This window comes from Lacinutrix sp. C3R15, assembly GCF_018860825.1.
GTDB lineage: Bacteria > Bacteroidota > Bacteroidia > Flavobacteriales > Flavobacteriaceae > Oceanihabitans.
The window spans coordinates 166168-184940 of sequence record NZ_JAHKPZ010000004.1; the positions used below are offsets into that span (position 1 = coordinate 166168).

Consider the following 18773-nt stretch of genomic DNA (forward strand, 5'->3'; position numbering starts at 1 on the left):
TATGGAGGATTTGTTGCTCTGGAAAAAAATGAAAAGTGGACTTGTTTCAAAAAATTAAAGACATCTTTAAAGGAGAATTTGCTAAGAAAACAATATTCTCTTTTGTTTTAAAAATACTAGGCTTAGTGTTAAGCTATGCCTTTATTGTTATCGTTTCAAGATCTTTTGGGGCAGAATCTTATGGGCGTTTTTCTATTGCATTTACAGTATTAAATGTTTTTGCATTAGTCTTTGCGCTAGGTATACCAGATGCTACTATAAAAATAGTTTCTGATCAAAGTATAAATAGTAAATTTCATTTTAGAAGAACCTCTATAAAGTTATTAATACTTTCAGCTGCTGTAGGAAGCTTAATATTATATTCACTTTCTACATTTTTATCAGATTTTTATAAAGATGAAACACTTAAAAGGTATTTTGTTATTTCTGCAATAGCATTAACACCTTTAATTTTATTACGATTAAATTTTGAAACCTTAAGAGGTAAAAAAGAGATTGTCAGATTTGGTTTTTTATCTCATATTATCCCTTTTTTTGCGGCATCTATTATTGTGCTTGTAGCTTTTTATTATTTTAATGTTATAGAAGATACTATTATAATTAGTGCTTATGCTTTAGGAGTTGGTATCGCTTTTGTTTTGAGTGTTTTCTGGATAAAAAAAGCAGATAATTCAAAACTAAAAAAGTATTCTGCAAAGCAACTAATGCATTATTCTTTTCCAATGCTAGCTACCAGTTCTTTTATTTTTATAATGGGGTGGACAGATACTTTAATGTTAGGTTATTATAATGATAAAACAGACGTAGGAGTATATAATGTGGTTATTAGAATAGCAAGAATAGCAATTATAGCTATAACATCCATTAATCTTGTTTTAGCACCTAAAATATCAGAGTTCTATGGTAATTCTCAATTAGAGGAGATGAAACAATTAATAACAAAATCAACCAGACTAATTTTTATAATTACAGTACCATTGGTAATTGTAATTATGGTTGCTAATAAACTTGTTCTATCTGTTTTTGGAGAAGAATTCATTGTAGGAGGCCTTGCTTTAATAATCGTTATGATGTCTCAATTAATTAATGCAATATCTGGTAGTTCTGGGCAAGTAATGAATATGACAGGAAATCATAAAAAACTAAGAAACTTTACAATATACAGCGGCATATTAAATATAACCCTTAATTTTCTTTTAATTCCGTTATACGGAATTATTGGAGCAGCCATAGCTACTGCTTCTAGTATTATTGTACTTAATCTTAGTTCTGCTGTTTTTGTTAAACAAAAATTGGGCATAGTAACTTATTTTAATCCATTCCTTTTTATTAAAAACAAGAAGAAGTAATTGTTATTCTTTTTTAATACATTACAAATTAAATCTAATTATAAAATTAAATATTGATTCCTTATGAATACTAATAAAATTTCTTTTTTTTGCTTAGGAGCTCAAAAGTCGGGGACAACCTCGCTACATGATATCTTATTGCAAAATCCAAATATAGGTTTGCCATTAAATAAGGAAACTCATTTTTTCTCTCATGACGACTTGTACTCAGGAAATTTAGAGGAGTATTTTAAAATGTTTAATGATGATTTAAACGAGAAAAAGATAATTGGTGAAATTGATCCAGAATATCTATGTTCAGAAAAAGCACCAGAAAGAATTCTTAAACATTTTGGGGCCGATTTAAAATTCATTGTTATTTTAAGAAATCCCTACGACAGAGCCTTTTCTCAATATTTGATGAGTAAACGAAGAGGTTTTGAAGATTTAGAATTTGAAGAGGCTATAGATAAAGAAGCATCACGTACCAAAGATAATTTTGGTGAGTTGTATTTTAGCTATAAAACAAGAAGCTTGTACACTAAGCAAATTAATACCTATTTTAAGCTTTTTAACCCATCTAATTTTTTATTTATTCGTTTTGAAGACGATTTCATTGCCAAGAAACAAGAAACTATAAATAAGGTAAATGATTTTCTAGGCTTAGAGTCTTTTAACTACGATTTAAGCATTCAAAGCAATGTGGCTTCAACTCCTAAAAGTAAAATGATTAGAGACTTTGTAAACAAGCCTAATATTATTAGAAAAATAGGAAAGAAAATTATTGCATCTCCGCAAATTAGAAAAAATATTATTAGTAAAATAGATCATCTAAATAGAAAAAAGATAACATATAATACAAATGAAGATCTTAAAGAAAAGCTTATTAAGTCTGTGTTTTTAGAAGATATAAAAGCTTTAGAAAGTTTAATAAATCTAGATTTATCTTCATGGTACAAGAACGGGTAGGAATAGTTACAGTTACTTATGGTAACAGAGATACTTATTTTTCAAAACTAATAGCGTCGGCTGTTAAACATCCTAATGTCGCAAAAATTGTTGTGGTTTCTAATGGTGTTGATCAAGAAAGTAGCGTTCGTTTAAACGAATTGCAAGAAGCAAATAAAACAAAACTTATAGTTCATGATTTAGGCTATAATTCCGGTTCAGCCAAAGGCTTTAAAGAAGGGATATTAAGAGTTTTAGAAGAAGACATTGATTTTATATGGCTATTAGATGATGATAACCTTCCTAAAGACAAAGCGCTAGAAGTACTTTTAAAGTCATGGAATGGTTTTAATGACGATACTACCAAGCCGCTTTCATTATTGTCCTACAGACCACAACGAAAGATTTACAAGGATGCTATTTCGCAGCATAATCCCTATTTAATGCTAGGTACTGAAAATTCTTTTTTAGGATTTAATATTGTAGATAAACTGAAGAAGCCTAAAGTAAATAAACCGGAAAATGTAGATTCTGGTGTAGTTGCAGTAGCACCTTACGGTGGTATGTTTTTTCATAAGGATACTATTCGTAAAATAGGGCTTCCTAACGAACACTTTTTTCTATATGCAGATGATCATGAATTCTCTTATAGAATAACAAAAAATGATGGTAAAATAATTTTAGTTTTAGATAGTGAATTAGAGGATTTAGAAACCTCATTTCATTTAAAAAAACCTAAAAAAATTCTGCATACAAGATATTTTTCAACCAATTCCAAAAATGCAATTTATTACTCTGTGCGTAACAATGTGTTTTTTGAGAAAAACTTTGTGACTAGTAAGTTGATATATTCAATAAATACCTTAAGTTATATTTTTATCTTATTTTTGGCAATGATTTTTAACCCGACTCACTTCTGGAAGTTCCCTATAATATTAAGAGCGATACTATCTTCTAGTAAACACTTTAAAATAAATGATAAAATTAAATAAGTTATACTTAGGTGTTTTTTTATTAATTATAGCTTTTTGTTTTTTAATAGGAGGTTTTACTCAGTTTTTTATAGGTGTACCCAATACTGTTTTGTCTTATGGTATAATTGGGCTTTTCTTTATATTTTACACTATTTATGTTGTAGTTAAAAAAAAGGTTTTTGTAGATAAAATAGTACTACTTTTCTTCCTTTTTTTTCTACTCATTATTCTCAGTTCTATTGTAAATCAAACAAAAGTTTTAAAAACAATTATTTATTTAATTTTTGTATTTGTACCTCTGGGAAGCTATTTGTTTTTTAAAATAAATCAAAAAGAAAGATATATTTCAACTAGAACAATTAGTAAAATCTATTTATTTATAGCTTGTTTACAATTACCTGCTATTTTAATACAGAACTTTGGATATGATTTCCTTGTACAGTTTAATAATAGTAGCCAAGCTATTGCTTCTTTTGACTTTATGTTCGGGACCTTTTTCTTAAAAGCCGATCACGCTTTAGGTTTCTTTTTATTGTTAAATATCTTTAACATTTTTGAAAACAACACAAATAATAGCATTACCAAAATGCCTAAACTAGTTGTTTTCTACCTTTCTTTAACCATATTAATAGCAGAATCAAATATTACTAAACTCTTGCTTATTTTGTTTTATGGATATTTAATATATAAATCATTTCCTAAAAAAATAAAAACATTTGGTGTTTTAGTCATTCTTTTTTTAACGCCTTTAGTGTTTTCTCAAGCTAAAAAAATAAAAGCTTTTGAAAGGGAAATTTACTTTTTTCATCAAGAATACAATTCTAAAAAATCCTTTTCAAACTATAATAGAGGCATTGCTAAGCGTCCTCAAGTTGTTATTACGTATGCAACCATGCTACCACTAAGAGTAGTAGGAGAAGGACCATACTCTTATTTTAATGTATTAAAAGGAGAGTTTACAAAAACAGAACATTTTTCGCAATTAATATGGGTTTATGCAGATTTGGGTATTATAGGGCTCGTTCTATTAATATTACTTTTATATTTGCTTGTAAATAGTTTTAAATTAGATAGAAGTGTGAAATTTATTCTATTTGGTGTTGTGCTTATTTATGCTTTTATGACAACGATTTTTTCAGATTTAGCAATAATGATAACCCTAACTAGTTTATTACAGAATAATAAAAAGATTAGACAAGAATGAATATACTTATAGCACCTTTTCACGATTGGAGAAAAATTATCCTAGAAGGTTTTAGAACTAGAGATGCGCATTTTATTGAACATTTAAATGAAAATAGTGCCGATGTAAAAGTGGTTATTAATAGGCCTACAACATTAGTAGAAATCTTACTTAAAAGAAAGCCTAACTTAATCAAAGGGAAAGTCATTCATTCAAAGTCAAACTTTAAACTTTATGAAGTAAGTAAGAATTTTTATGTCATAGATTTTGTTTCCAATGATATTTTGGGTCAAGTATTTAACGGTTATAAATGGTTTATTTCACAATATGAAAACCCAAAATATATTAACTTTATTAACGAGTCTTTAAGTAAACTTGGTATTCATGACGATTACTTTTTACTTAATCAAAATATCTTTGCTAGTAAATTATCTAAATCTTTAAAACCTAAAAAATCTGTTTTTGATGCTTGGGATAATTTTGCAAAATTTAACGTGTATTCAAAAATTAAAGAAGAAATCTTTTCTGCTTATAAAGAATATGCCAAGATTTGTGATTTTTGGATTACAAATTCTAATGATAATATTAGAGATTTTTCAAATGCCTATCAACCCAAAGAACTCGTACTAATTAAAAATGGTGTAGACGTTTCTAGATTTGCTAAAGATACAGATGCAGAAATTCCTGAGGATATGAAAAATATCCCGAAGCCAATTGTTGGTTTTGGAGGAAAAATAACTCACCTTTTGGATGTTGATTTGTTAAATAAAACTATGAAGCAAACTAAAAATGCTTCCTTTGTTTTTGTTGGGCAAATTTTAGATAAACAGGTGTTTAATAGTATTTTAAAATTAGATAATTTTTATTATTTAGGAGATAAGCACTATGAAATCTATCCAAATTATGTAAAAAACTTTGATATTTGTACGGTCCCTTATGTGGTAGATGAAGAAAAAAAATCTGGAGCAAACTCTATTAAAGTTTATGAGTATTTAGCAACTACAAAAAAAGTTATTGGTACAGATTCTAATGGCTTAGAAGAGTTAAAAGAACATTTGTATATAATCCACAACGCCAAAGAATTTTCAACTGAAATTATGAACCAACAAAATGCTAAGAATTTAATAGACTTAAATATACATTCTTGGAGTACAAAAGTAGAAGATTTAAAAAAACTGCTTAATTAGTGGATTTTATTAAAAATATCATTTCTAAGTACGATGTAGCAACAGTTTTGTTATGTTTAATTGCTGCAACAATACCTTTTAAGATTAATATTGGTAATCTTGCAATTATTATAGCTTCTGTATATACGGTATTCTTTTTTAGAAAAGAGAATCTTAAAAAACTAAAATCTTTTAGTGCTATTTTTCCAATAGCATTCTTTCTAATTGTAGTAATAAGTAGTTTTTTAAGTAATAAATATATGCAAGGCTTAAAGCGCTTAAACTTAGAAATTTTATTGATTTTACTGGTTTTTATTTTAGTAAATAACAAAATAACCAAAACCAAAATCACTAAAATACTAATATGGTTTACGTATGCAACAGTGCTAAGTGTTAGTGTATTACTTATTCATAATGTTATAAAAATTGCCCAACATAAAGAAATAGGAGATTTAATATTTCATAATTTCACACTGTTATATGATTACCATCCTATTTATTACTCTTTAAACATTTCTATTGCGTTGTTTTTTATTATTCACACAAAAACAAAGTGGTTTTTTAAAAAAAACGAAGTTGTAAAGATCTGTTTTATAATACTCCTTCTTTTAGGGCTAATCCTTTGTGTTTCTAAAGCTATTTTATTTGTAAATGGAGTATTTTACCTGTTTTATTTTGCCTTAAAAATAAAGCAATTAAAAAAAAGAATTGCATATTTTTCAATACTAGCAATAGTATCTATAGCTGTATTTAATATTAACTTTATAAAAGAAAGATTTACAGATGGATTACGTTTTAGTCCAGAAATAGCAAACTTTAAACCTACTAATGATTTTAGTAATAAAAAAATATTTACATATCAAGAAAAAACAGAGATTAGTGATTTAGAGTTAAGATATGTTTTAAGTAGTATTGGTATTTATCATTTAGTAAAAGATGGTAAATTACTATTAGGTTACAAGCAAGGAGATACTAAAGATTATTTAAACTATTATTTTTTTTCCTATAACTTAGGCCCTAATTGGTTTGAAGATTTTAATTTACACAATCAATACACACACATGCTAGTAACGTATGGTGTTTTTGTGTTGATCTTTTTTTTAAGTTATTTATTTTTTAGTTTTTATGTAGCAATTCAACACAAAGACATTTTATATATTTTTTTCCTTATCCTTGTATGTTTTGGTTTTCTTTTTGAAGTGAACCTAGTTAGGAGCAAAGGGATTGTATTTTTTTATTTTTTTAACACACTTTTTTTACAAAACTATTTAAATTTTGAAGATAGCAATAATAGGAACTAGAGGGGTTCCAAATCATCACGGAGGCTTTGAGCAATTTGCAGAATTCTTTTCGGTATTTTTAGCTGATAATAAGCACGACGTATATGTGTATAACTCACATACACACCCTTATCAAGAAAGTACGTTTAAAGGAGTGAAAATTATTCATTGTCAAGATCCTGAAAATGTAATAGGTACTGCAGGGCAGTTTTTATATGATTTAAACTGTATAAGAGATGCAAGAAAAAAAGATTTTGATATTATACTGCAACTCGGTTACACAAGTAATTCCGTTTGGCATAGATTTTTACCTAAAAAACCAATTATAATCACCAATATGGATGGTTTAGAATGGAAAAGAAGTAAATATTCTAAACCTGTACAAGCCTTTCTTAAATATGCTGAAAAACTTGCCATTAAAAGCAGTGATTATTTAATTTCAGATTCTATAGGAATACAAGAATATATTAAAAACACCTATAATAAAGATTCAACTTACATTGCTTATGGAGCTGATAACTTTACAAATGAAGATAGTACTGTTTTAGAAACCTACAACGTAACCCCCTATCAATACAACATGTTAATTGCTAGGTTTGAACCAGAAAACAATCTAGAAGCTATTTTAGATGGTGCGAGCCTTGCTGATAATAAGGATACGTTTTTAGTAATAGGTAAACATGATGCAAATGAATTTGGTGAATACTTAAAGAAAAAATATATAGACCATAAAAACATACGCTTTATTGGAGGGGTTTACAATTTAGAACATTTAAATAACCTTAGACATTTTTCTAATTTATATTTTCATGGACATTCTGTTGGAGGAACAAATCCTTCTTTATTAGAAGCCATGGCATCAACCACATTAATCATTGCTAATGATAATGTCTTTAATAAAGCAATTTTAAATGATGATGCTTTCTATTTTTCAAATAAAGAAGAAGTCGCTAAATTTATCAACACAATAAATAAAAAAGATTATCAAGATAAAATCATTAACAATTTTAAAAAAATAGAAGATACCTTTAATTGGAATAAAATTAATAATGAATATTTAAAACTATTGTTAAAAGCATTAAAAGAAAACAAATAAAAAAAAGGATAATACTTTCACTAATAAATAATAAAAGTTTATTGTTGAATAACATAATAATTTCTTTATTTTGAAACAATTAATGTTTAATAACGCAATAGCTATAATTTTAAATAGTATTATTTTTATAATAATAATAAAAGAAGTATAAATGAAAATAAAAAACATCTGTTGTATTGGAGCTGGATATGTTGGAGGCCCAACTATGGCTGTAATTGCAAAGCAATGCCCTAACATCAACGTAACTGTTGTAGATATTAACGAAGCTAGAATAGCAGCATGGAATGACAAAAATTTAGATAACCTTCCTGTTTTTGAACCAGGTTTAGATGCTATTGTTAAAGAAGCAAGAGGAAGAAACTTATTCTTTTCAACCGAAGTAGATAAAGCTATTGACGAGGCTGAAATGATATTTATTTCTGTAAATACACCAACCAAAACTTATGGAAAAGGTAAAGGTATGGCTGCAGATTTAAAATATATCGAGTTATGCGCTCGCCAAATTGCAAGAGTTGCTAAACAAGATAAGATTATTGTTGAAAAATCTACACTTCCTGTGCGTACAGCTTCTGCAATAAAAGATATTTTAGACAATACAGGTAATGATGTTGCTTTTCAAATTTTATCCAATCCAGAATTTTTAGCAGAAGGTACAGCTGTAGAAGATCTTTTAAGTCCAGATAGAGTGCTTATTGGTGGTGATACAAGTCCTGAAGGTTTAAAAGCAATTGAAGCCCTTGCAGATGTATATGCCCACTGGGTACCTCAAGAAAGAATTTTAAGAACTAATGTGTGGTCTTCAGAGTTATCTAAACTTACAGCAAATGCCTTTTTAGCACAACGTGTTTCCTCTATCAATGCCATGTCTGAAATCTGTGAAAAAACAGGAGCAGACGTAAATGAAGTTTCTAAAGCTATTGGTATGGATAGCAGAATTGGAGCTAAATTCTTAAAATCATCTGTTGGGTTTGGAGGTTCTTGTTTTCAAAAAGATATTTTAAACCTTGTTTATATTGCTAAAAGCTATGGCTTAAACGAAGTGGCAGATTACTGGGAGCAAGTAATACTAATGAATGAACACCAAAAACAACGTTTTTCAGACAATATTGTAAGTACACTCTACAATACTGTATCTGGTAAAAAAATTGCGTTTTTAGGATGGGCATTTAAAAAAGATACTAATGACACTAGAGAGTCGGCAGCTATTAAAGTTGCTGATAATTTACTAAATGAGCAAGCCCAAATAACTGTTTTTGATCCTAAAGTGGTTGAAGAACGTATTTATGCCGATTTAGAATATTTAAATACAAGATCAAACGAAGAAAATAGAAGCCTTTTAAAAGTTGAAAACAACCCTTACAAAACCTGTGAAAACGCACATGCTATTGCAGTTTTAACAGAATGGGATGAATTTAAAACCTATGATTGGAAGCAAATTTTTAATAATATGCAAAAACCAGCTTTTGTTTTTGATGGAAGAGGCATTTTAGATAAAGAAGTTTTAGAAAACATCGGTTTTGTTTATTATAAAATAGGAACTGGTCAATAAAGAATATTAAATAATGAAAAAAGTACTTATAACAGGAGCAGCAGGATTTTTAGGGTCACATTTATGCGATAAATTTATTCATGAAGGTTTTTATGTTATAGGTATGGATAACTTTATTACTGGCGACAAAAAAAATATTAGTCATCTCGCTAATAACCCAAATTTTCAGTTTATAGAACACGATGTAACCGAGTTTATTAAAATTGAAGGAGACTTACATTATATTTTGCATTTTGCCTCGCCAGCAAGCCCTATAGACTATTTAAAAATACCAATACAAACCTTAAAAGTAGGTTCTTTAGGTACGCATAACTTGTTAGGATTGGCCAAGGCTAAAAATGCAAGGCTATTAATAGCATCTACATCCGAAGTTTATGGAGACCCACTAGTGCATCCGCAAACCGAAGATTATTATGGTAATGTAAATACCATAGGACCTAGAGGTGTGTATGATGAAGCAAAACGTTTTCAAGAATCTATAACCATGGCATACCATAGGTTTCATGGTCTAGAAACTCGTATTGTGCGTATATTTAATACCTATGGTCCAAGAATGCGATTAAATGATGGTAGAGTTATTCCTGCATTTATGGGACAAGCGCTTCGAGGAGAAGATTTAACGGTATTTGGTGATGGTAAACAAACCAGATCCTTTTGCTATGTAGATGATCAGGTAGATGGTATTTTTAAATTAATGTTTAGTGATTATGCAAACCCTGTAAATATTGGAAATCCAAACGAAATTACTATAGGTGATTTTGCAGAAGAGATAATTAAACTTACAAATACCAATCAAAAAGTAATTTATAAAGAATTACCTGTAGATGATCCGTTACAGAGACAACCAGATATAACATTAGCAAAAAAGTTGCTAGGTTGGGAGCCTAAAGTTGAACGCGAAGAAGGTATGCTTAAAACTTTTAATTACTTCAAGTCTTTGTCAGATGAAGACTTGTATAAAAGTGAGCATAAAGATTTTTCTAAACATATAAAAAAATAAATTGAACACATTTAACCAAGGGAGATATTCCGTCTATTTAAGGCCTATATCATATTTAATTGATTTAATTATTATTAATAGTTTAGCATTACTTTATTTTTTTAAAAGTGTTGAACCTATTTCTTTTGTTGGTATAATTTCTTTATCCTGGATAATAATCTCTACACTATCTAAATTTTATGCTGTTTTTAGGTATACTAGAGAAGTTGTTATCATGACACTTATTTTTAGGCAAATGGCGCTTTTTACATTAGTTGTGTTTGCTTTTTCAGGGTTTTATTATGATTTAGACATATTACCAAAAACTATTTTTAAATATATAGGTAGTGTATTTGTTCTAGTAACCGTATTTAAATTCACTTTGTATTATTTATTACAAAGGTATAGAGCGTCTTTTGGTGGTAATTTTAGGGTTACTGCTATTTTAGGTAAAAACAAACAAACACATGCCTTAGAAAAGTTTTTTAATGATAAACCAGAATATGGCTACTTACATACCAAAACCTTTAATTTTAAAAACCGTACAGAAGAAGGGTTACAAGATTGTTTTAAGTTTTTGCTTGAAGAAAATGTAGATGAAATTTACTGCTCTTTATCACAACTTTCTAATAGCCAATTAAGAAAAGTTATTGATTTTGCAGATAATAACCTTAAAATATTAAAGTTTTTACCAGACAATAAAGATATATATTCAAAAAAATTAAAATACGAATACTATAACTATACACCAATACTTTCTTTTCGTAATATACCCTTAGAAGATTCTGTTAATCAATTTATTAAGAGAATGTTTGATATTGTATTCTCATCTGCTGTAATTATCTTACTACTTTCTTGGTTAACTCCAATTATAGCCATTCTTATTGTAATAGAATCTAGAGGTCCAATATTCTTTAAACAGTCTAGAAACGGTTTTAATTATAAAGAATTTGATTGCTATAAGTTTAGATCCATGACTCCAAATAAAAATGCTAATTTTAATCAGGCAACAAGAGGTGATCAACGTGTAACAAGAATAGGTAAGTTTATACGTAAAACAAGTATAGATGAGTTACCGCAATTCTTTAATGTTTTGTTTGGTGATATGTCTGTAGTAGGACCTAGACCACATATGGTAAGTCATACCAATATGTATGCAAAACGAGTAGATAAGTTTATGGTAAGACACTTTGTTAAACCTGGAATAACAGGCTTAGCGCAAGTAAGTGGTTTTAGAGGAGAAATTGAAACAGATAAAGACATTATTAATCGTGTAAAATTCGATATTTTTTACATTGAAAACTGGTCTTTACTATTAGATATTAAAATAGTGACTCAAACCTTTATGAATGTTGTTAATGGCGAAGATAAAGCCTATTAAAGCATGTTTGATAGCGTTTTAAGTTGTGCTTTTAAATTAAAAGTAGTTGCTGCTGTTTCTTTTATTTTTTGTTTAGAAGCTAAGGTGATTTCAGAAAGTTGAATAGAACCAATTACACTATTTAAATCTTTATAGTCTCCAGCAGTAGCAATCCAACCTAGTTTATTGTTGTTTATTACATCTTCACCTTCTCCACCACCAAAATATAGAATAGGCAACCCTAATTTTGCGTATTCAAATATTTTGGAAGGTACAGAGCCATAGATTCTATTTAATAAAGGGATGATAGCAATGTCATATTGTAAAAGTACTTTGTGTAGTTCTTCTCTTGTAACTCTTCCATAAAAATAAATAGGAAGCTCTGGGTGTTTCTCTATAAAGGCTTCAATAAGCTTCTGTTCTGCACCAGAACCATAAATATGAAGTTCTACATGGTTATTAAAATCTAATTCGGTACATAGCTTGTAAATGCCTTGTGCAATTCCTAAAAGTCCCGCATAAACCAATTTTATTTTTTTATCCGATGTATTTCTAGCTATTATTTCTGGCGCATCAAATTCTGGATAATTTCTATACAAAAGGGTTTCTTTTTTAGGAAACAAAGACGTTACATGTGTTAATATTTCTTTGCTTTGGCCTAAAATTAAATCTGCTTTTTTGTAATTAAAACGCTCAATGTTTTCTAGCATTTTATAACTAAAATTCTTTTTAAATGCACCAAGTTCTAATCCTGCAATAGGCCATAAATCACTAACATTTAAAATGAGTTTTCTTTTTTTAGATCGTAAAAAAAACATAGCGGTAAAAGCAACCAATAATGGAGGTGATTGCACAATTACTGTTTTTGGTATTTTATTAAAAGTAAAAAAACAAACCAAACTAAAGCTGTAAGATAGCATGGCAATTAAACGTAAAAACTTGTTTTTAGAAACGGTTGCGTAAATCCATAATCTATTAATAGTTATACCTTTTTCAACACTAGTATGTTTAAATTTTTTTTGATAGGCATCAAATATTTTACCAGTAGGATAATTAGGTAAAGGTGTTAATACTTGTACATTAAAGTTTCGTTCTTGTAAAGCTTCGGCAAGATGATAAATTCTATTGGAAGCAGCTCCAATTTCTGGAGGAAAATAACTGGTAATTATAAGTATATCTTTCATTTACAGAGAATATATTTCAACCAAACAATCTGTAATTCGTTTTGCAGCATGACCATCCCAAAGTTCTGGTATTTGACCTTGTTTCCATTTTCCAGAAAGCAATTCTTTAAAGGTTGCTTCAATTTTTTCAGAATCATTTCCAACTAAAACATTGGTTCCTATTTCACAGGTTTCAGGTCTTTCTGTAGAGTCTCTAAGCGTAATACAAGGTACATTCATTACTGTGGTTTCTTCGGTAATTCCTCCAGAATCGGTAAGCATTGCAAAAGCATTTTTCACCAAATAATTAAAATGTAAATAACCTAAAGGTTCTACATAATGCAGATTGTTATAATTTAAATCTAAACCTTCTAAAAGCTTTTTGGTTCTTGGGTGTACAGGAAATATTATTGGGTAATCTTTACCAAGTGTTACAATTTGTTGTATTAAATTTTTTAGTTGGTTTTCTTCGTCAACATTACTAGGTCTATGTAAAGTCATGACCATATATTTTTTTTCTTCTAGCTTTAAATCTTCCCAGATTTGAGGTTTTTTAAGTCTTGGTAAATGTTTTAGTAAGGTATCAATCATTACATTTCCAACAAAGAAAATTTTACTTTTTGCAACACCAAGGTTTGCTAAGTTTTTGTTTGCGTAACTAGAAGTGGTAAAAAAATAATCGGTTAAACTATCGGTTACAATTCTGTTAATTTCTTCTGGCATATTCATATCACCAGAGCGTATTCCTGCCTCAACATGTGCAACGTCTATTCCTGCTTTTTTTGCAACAACAGTACAAGCCATGGTTGAGGTTACGTCACCAACAACCATTACCAGATTACAAGGGTTTTGTTGTAATTCTTTTTCAAAACCAATCATAATAGCAGCCGTTTGTTCTGCTTGTGTACCACTTTTTACTTCTAAATTAATATCTGGAAAAGGTATGTTTAGTTCTTTAAAAAAAGTATCGCTTAAGTTTTTATCATAGTGTTGTCCTGTATGAACCAGTCTGTAATTTATATTAAAACCTTGTGCTTTTTTTTCTTGAATAGCCTCTATAATAGGAGCTATTTTCATAAAATTTGGTCGTGCTCCTGCAATAATTGTTATGTTCATATTAATTGAGTAAGGATCTAAACTGTTTTAATTTACCACTTTTAGATCGTTCTATTTTATCTTGTCTTTCAAATATAATGGTTAACCCTTTTTCTAGGTAGTTTTCCATTTGTATTTTAATGTGCTTTATTTTTTCTTCTGTAATAACTTCAGCGCTTGTATAAATAACTTTAAAAGTTTCTGTTGTATGTTGTTCTATTATAAACTCTTTTACATTTCCTTGATCTTCAATAATACTTTTGGTAATGTAGTAAAACGTTAATCCGGCTGCTTTTTTTCCGCTAGGTAAAATAGCAATATCATTGGTTCTTCCTATTAATTTTTCAAGAATAGGCTTTTGTAATGTGCTTTTTTTAGATAATATACCAATATCGCCAATGTCATAACGAATAAAAGGATGAGCTTTATTGTAAAGCGAGGTAATAACAATTCTTCCTTCTTCCCCTTTTGGTAAAATATTGTCTTGTTTGTCAAGAATTTCAACAAAAAGCGTTTCACTATTTACTTGCCAAAGATCTTCAGGGTTTTGAAAAGCAATTAAATCTAATTCAGATGCTCCATATTCGTTAACTACAGGGAGCTCAAATTGTTTTTCCAGTAGTTTTTTATCGTCTTCAAAAAGCATTTCAGAAGTAACCACACAGGCTTTTAATGTAGGGCAAACCTGCTTTAAAATAATGTTTTCTCTCTCAAGATACTTAGCAAATTGTACAATGGCACTTGTATAGCCATTTATATAATCAAAATGGGTGTTTTTAAATTTCTTTAAGCATTTTTTAAAAGCAGCATCACTTAAATCAAAAACCGAAAATCGATGACGATTACTTAATGCGTCTTTAAAACGTTCTTTATAATATCCTTTTGTATCTAACGGAATACCATAAAATCGCGCTTGTTTAGAGCTGTTAAAATCTAAACCAAACCAGCCAAACCTATTTTGTATTACAGACCAGGTTAAGGCATGGCAAAATTTGTCTTTTGCAAAAACAAAAGGATCTCCAGAAGAGCCCGAAGTTTTATTTATATAAACATTTTTGGTGTTGAAACCTTTAGAAAGTCTCTTGTTTAAAGGTTGTTGCAAATTACTTTTTGTCATAACAGGAATGTTTTTCCAGTCTGTAACACTAGCATTTTTTGCAATATTATGATAGAAGGTGTTGTTTTGAATATGGTAATTAAAAATATCTTTTTTTTTCTGAAGTATATACGCGGCAAAATCGGCTTCATTTTTACCATGAATCATCTTCAAAGTGCTTTTTGCTTTCTTTATAGGAAAGCCGTTTAGTAATAATGAAAGATTAAATAAATTCAAACAAAAAGATATTTTTGTAAAGTAAATAAAAAATATTCGTGTATTCGGCGCATTAGTTTTATTTTTGGGCAAACAAATTACAACATGACTATTTTAATTCTTGGTTCTGGCGGAAGAGAACATACTTTTGCTTGGAAAATATCACAAAGCCCTTTATGTAAAAACCTTTTTGTTGCTCCTGGAAACTCAGGTACAGCAGCACTTGCTACTAATGTAGATATTGGTGTAACAGACTTTCAATCTATTAAAACCTTAGTTTTAGAAAAAGCAATTGATATGGTAGTTGTTGGTCCAGAAGATCCTTTAGTACAAGGTGTTCATGATTTCTTTTTACAAGACGAAGCACTAAAACACGTCGCTGTTATTGGTCCTGAAAAAGCAGCCGCAGAATTAGAAGGAAGTAAAGAGTTTGCTAAAGAGTTTTTATACAGACATAATATACCAACTGCAGCTTACCAAAGTTTTGATGCAACTAGTGTAGAAGCTGGTTATGCTTTTTTAGAAACCTTAAAGGCACCTTATGTTTTAAAAGCAGACGGATTAGCAGCAGGAAAAGGCGTTTTAATTTTAAATGACCTAGATGAAGCTAAAGCAGAACTTAAAAGCATGCTTGTAGATGCCAAATTTGGTGCAGCAAGTACTAAAGTGGTAATTGAAGAGTTTTTAGACGGAATAGAATTAAGTTGTTTTGTGTTAACAGATGGTAAAAACTACAAAATATTACCTACAGCAAAAGACTATAAACGTATTGGCGAAGGTGATACAGGGTTAAATACAGGAGGAATGGGAGCAGTATCTCCAGTACCTTTTGCTACTGATGCGTTTTTAAGTAAAATTGAAGAGCGTATTGTAAAACCTACTATTTCTGGTTTACAAAAAGATAATTTACCATATAAAGGTTTTGTGTTTATTGGTTTAATAAAAGTTGGTGATGACCCAAAAGTTATAGAGTATAATGTAAGAATGGGAGATCCTGAAACAGAAGTTGTTTTACCAAGACTTAAAAATGATTTGGTTGAAATATTTCAAGCCATTGCAAATCAAACCTTAGATGCTATAGAAATTGAAATAGATGAACGTGCAGCAACAACAGTTATGTTAGTTTCTGGTGGTTACCCTGAAGCATATGAAAAAGGAAAAGAAATAACAGGAGTTCATGACATTACAGACTCTATAGCTTTTCATGCAGGAGCAAAGCTAGATGGCGATAAAATTGTAACTTCAGGAGGTCGTGTTATGGCAGTAACAAGCTATGGTGATACGTACCAAGAGGCAATAAAAAAATCTTACCAAAGTATAGATAAACTATATTTTGATAAGATGAATTATCGTAAAGATATTGGTTTTGATCTGTAGTTCTTATAAATAAGAATGTGCAGAAACGCTTTTATCTTCTTCTTTGTTTTGATCAAATATTCTTAATTGAAGCATCCAGTATACCATAGCTACAAATCCAATAAGAATAAAAATCCAAGAAATAGTATTTGCTGCAAACCAGTTTTCAAGTTCTAAGTTTTTAATTGCATCTAATGGTGCAAATAAAACGTTTACAAATAGGTCTTGTATTGCGTAAAAGAAATCTTTCATAATAGTAATAATAGTATATTTACAATACAAAAATACAAAAAGAGTTAATGATTACAAGTATTTTTAGTAAATCTAAACCAATAAATTTTTTAATCGTTTTTGTACTTGCTGTTTTAGCGTTTTTAATCGTTAAATTTAAGCACGTACAACAACCAGTATCTAGTTTGTTTATTTTAAAACAAACCATCACTTTTACGGTAGCTTATTTATCTGTTTTACTGTTAAGTTTTATAAGCACAAAAAACGATTTAACACAAAAGAGTAATCTAGAAATTATACTATTTAGTTTGTTTTTACTCCTCATACCAGACGCATTAATAAGTGCTAAGGTTATTTGGGCTAATTTTTTTATTCTATTTGCTTTAAGACGTTTAATAAGTTTACGAACTAAAAAAAACACCAAAAGTAAACTGTTTGATGCTGCGCTGTGTATTACTATTGCTTCGTTGTTTTATTTTTGGGCTATCTTATTTCTGGTGTTAATTCCTTTAGTTTTATTATTTCACTCTAGTAATGATATAAAGCATTGGCTTATTCCAATAGTAGGAGTTGTAACTGTTTTTATATTATGTATAAGTACATCTATTGTAGTAAATAACTCGTATTTAGGTTTTTTTAATAGTAATTATCAAACAAGTTTTAGTTTTGTAAAGTACAATAGCTTACCTTTTTTAGTAGCTTTAACCTTACTATTTTCTTTTGGCTTTTGGTCTGTTTTTTATTATCTAAAAAATTTCAGAACAAAAATAAGAACCATAAGGCCAGCCTATAAAACAATTTTAACCATGTTAATACTTGCTTTTATATTATTTGTTATTGCACCAAATAAAAACGGACGTGAAATTTTATTCTTGTTTGCACCTTTAACAATAATAATAACTAATTATATAGAAACGATTAAAGATAAGTGGTTTAAAGAAGTGTTTTTTGGTATATTATTAGTTACACCAATGATACTTTTAGTGTTGCAATTTTTTGCCAAAAGCTAAGTCTCCAGCATCACCCAAACCAGGAACTATATATCCTTTGTTACTTAATTCTGGATCAATAGTAGCAATCCATAAACTAGTGTCTTCACTAAATTTTTTATTAATAAAATCTACACCTTCTTGAGCACCAATAACACTAACTAAATGTACGTTTTTTGGTTTTCCAAAAGGTTTTAAAGCTTCATAAGTAGCAAGCATAGATTGTCCTGTTGCTAGCATAGGGTCTGCAAGAATAAGAGTCTTGTTTTCTAAACTAGGACAAGCTAAATATTCTACAATAATTTCAAAACTATCTGGATCTTCTTTATGATGTCTGTATGCAGATATAAAAGCATTTTCGGCATTGTCAAAATAATTTAATAAACCGTTATGTAAGGGTACTCCAGCTCGTAATATAGAACACAAAACAATATCATTGTTTAATAAATTCATGCTACAGTTTCCTAAAGGAGTTGTAACATTTGTGGCGTTGTATTGTAGGGATTTACTCATTTCGTAACCCAAAATTTCACCTATACGCTCTATGTTTCGTCTAAAACGCATGCTGTCTTTTTGAATTTTTTCATCTCTTATTTCAGAAATAAAAGTGTTTAAAATAGAGTTTTCTTTGGCTAGATTAAATATTTTCATGGCATAAAAATAACAATAAAATACATACTACTTACTTGTGTTTTACTCTCTTTTTTTATTTTAGTTTAAAATAAAATTAAAATGTATCTCATTACGTTTAATAGGGATAAAGT

General features: G+C 29.0%; 17 protein-coding genes. 12 read left to right on the forward strand and 5 right to left on the reverse strand.

From position 1 onward, the window contains the following. Positions 1-35: 35 nt before the first annotated feature. From KO494_RS00770 to KO494_RS00815, 10 genes are all read left to right on the forward strand, one after another. Positions 36-1349, forward strand: a complete 1314-nt coding sequence (locus tag KO494_RS00770; protein ID WP_215965676.1) for a flippase — start codon at positions 36-38, stop codon at positions 1347-1349. A gap of 63 nt (positions 1350-1412) precedes the next feature. Beyond that, positions 1413-2297, forward strand: a complete 885-nt coding sequence (locus KO494_RS00775; protein ID WP_215965677.1) for a sulfotransferase — start codon at positions 1413-1415, stop codon at positions 2295-2297. Continuing rightward, positions 2279-3268 carry a glycosyltransferase gene (locus KO494_RS00780; protein WP_215965678.1) on the forward strand — a complete coding sequence of 330 codons (990 nt, stop codon included), beginning with the start codon at positions 2279-2281 and terminating at the stop codon, positions 3266-3268. Before KO494_RS00775 ends, KO494_RS00780 begins: the two co-directional genes overlap by 19 nt. Next, positions 3252-4454: a hypothetical protein gene (locus tag KO494_RS00785; RefSeq protein WP_215965679.1), complete on the forward strand. Its 1203-nt coding sequence runs from the start codon at positions 3252-3254 to the stop codon at positions 4452-4454. The genes KO494_RS00780 and KO494_RS00785 overlap by 17 nt, the downstream gene beginning before the upstream one ends. Continuing rightward, positions 4451-5620 carry a hypothetical protein gene (locus tag KO494_RS00790; RefSeq protein WP_215965680.1) on the forward strand — a complete coding sequence of 390 codons (1170 nt, stop codon included), beginning with the start codon at positions 4451-4453 and terminating at the stop codon, positions 5618-5620. The genes KO494_RS00785 and KO494_RS00790 overlap by 4 nt, the downstream gene beginning before the upstream one ends. Further along, on the forward strand, positions 5620-6900 hold the full coding sequence (locus KO494_RS00795) for a hypothetical protein (RefSeq protein ID WP_215965681.1): 1281 nt from the start codon (positions 5620-5622) through the stop codon (positions 6898-6900). Before KO494_RS00790 ends, KO494_RS00795 begins: the two co-directional genes overlap by 1 nt. After that, on the forward strand, positions 6875-7975 hold the full coding sequence (locus KO494_RS00800; protein WP_215965682.1) for a DUF1972 domain-containing protein: 1101 nt from the start codon (positions 6875-6877) through the stop codon (positions 7973-7975). The genes KO494_RS00795 and KO494_RS00800 overlap by 26 nt, the downstream gene beginning before the upstream one ends. Positions 7976-8126: 151 nt before the next feature. Then, on the forward strand, positions 8127-9524 hold the full coding sequence (locus tag KO494_RS00805) for a UDP-glucose 6-dehydrogenase (RefSeq protein ID WP_215965683.1): 1398 nt from the start codon (positions 8127-8129) through the stop codon (positions 9522-9524). A 13-nt stretch (positions 9525-9537) separates the two neighbouring features. Further along, positions 9538-10524, forward strand: coding sequence for a UDP-glucuronic acid decarboxylase family protein (locus tag KO494_RS00810; RefSeq protein ID WP_215965684.1), 987 nt, complete (start codon positions 9538-9540; stop codon positions 10522-10524). 1 nt (position 10525) lies between these two features. Continuing rightward, entirely contained in the window at positions 10526-11884 is a 1359-nt protein-coding gene (locus tag KO494_RS00815) for an exopolysaccharide biosynthesis polyprenyl glycosylphosphotransferase (RefSeq protein ID WP_215965685.1), read from the forward strand. Here KO494_RS00815 and KO494_RS00820 read toward each other — a convergent pair. The 3 genes from KO494_RS00820 to KO494_RS00830 are packed head-to-tail and all read right to left on the reverse strand — an operon-like array spanning position 11881 to position 15454. Continuing rightward, positions 11881-13047: a glycosyltransferase family 4 protein gene (locus tag KO494_RS00820; RefSeq protein WP_215965686.1), complete on the reverse strand. Its 1167-nt coding sequence runs from the start codon at positions 13045-13047 to the stop codon at positions 11881-11883. The two genes, KO494_RS00815 and KO494_RS00820, sit on opposite strands and share 4 nt — an antisense overlap. Beyond that, complete coding sequence (gene wecB, locus KO494_RS00825; protein ID WP_215965687.1) at positions 13048-14142, reverse strand: non-hydrolyzing UDP-N-acetylglucosamine 2-epimerase; 1095 nt, start codon at positions 14140-14142, stop codon at positions 13048-13050. It abuts the gene before it with no gap. Position 14143: 1 nt separating this feature from the next. Then, a complete protein-coding gene (locus KO494_RS00830; protein WP_215965688.1) occupies positions 14144-15454 on the reverse strand; it encodes a phenylacetate--CoA ligase family protein in 1311 nt (436 codons plus the stop codon). Positions 15455-15538: 84 nt separating this feature from the next. Between KO494_RS00830 and purD the strand changes: the two genes are divergently transcribed. Next, positions 15539-16810 carry a phosphoribosylamine--glycine ligase gene (purD, locus tag KO494_RS00835; RefSeq protein ID WP_215965689.1) on the forward strand — a complete coding sequence of 424 codons (1272 nt, stop codon included), beginning with the start codon at positions 15539-15541 and terminating at the stop codon, positions 16808-16810. 3 nt (positions 16811-16813) lie between these two features. Here the strand turns inward: purD and KO494_RS00840 are convergent, their stop codons facing one another. Next, complete coding sequence (locus tag KO494_RS00840) at positions 16814-17041, reverse strand: uracil phosphoribosyltransferase (RefSeq protein WP_215965690.1); 228 nt, start codon at positions 17039-17041, stop codon at positions 16814-16816. Positions 17042-17088: 47 nt separating this feature from the next. On the opposite strand from KO494_RS00840, the gene KO494_RS00845 reads away from it, so the two are divergent. Beyond that, positions 17089-18030, forward strand: coding sequence for a DUF6427 family protein (locus KO494_RS00845; protein WP_215965691.1), 942 nt, complete (start codon positions 17089-17091; stop codon positions 18028-18030). Here the strand turns inward: KO494_RS00845 and upp are convergent. Further along, positions 18001-18660, reverse strand: a complete 660-nt coding sequence (upp, locus tag KO494_RS00850; protein WP_215965692.1) for a uracil phosphoribosyltransferase — start codon at positions 18658-18660, stop codon at positions 18001-18003. The two genes, KO494_RS00845 and upp, sit on opposite strands and share 30 nt — an antisense overlap. Between the last annotated feature and the right edge of the window lie 113 nt (positions 18661-18773).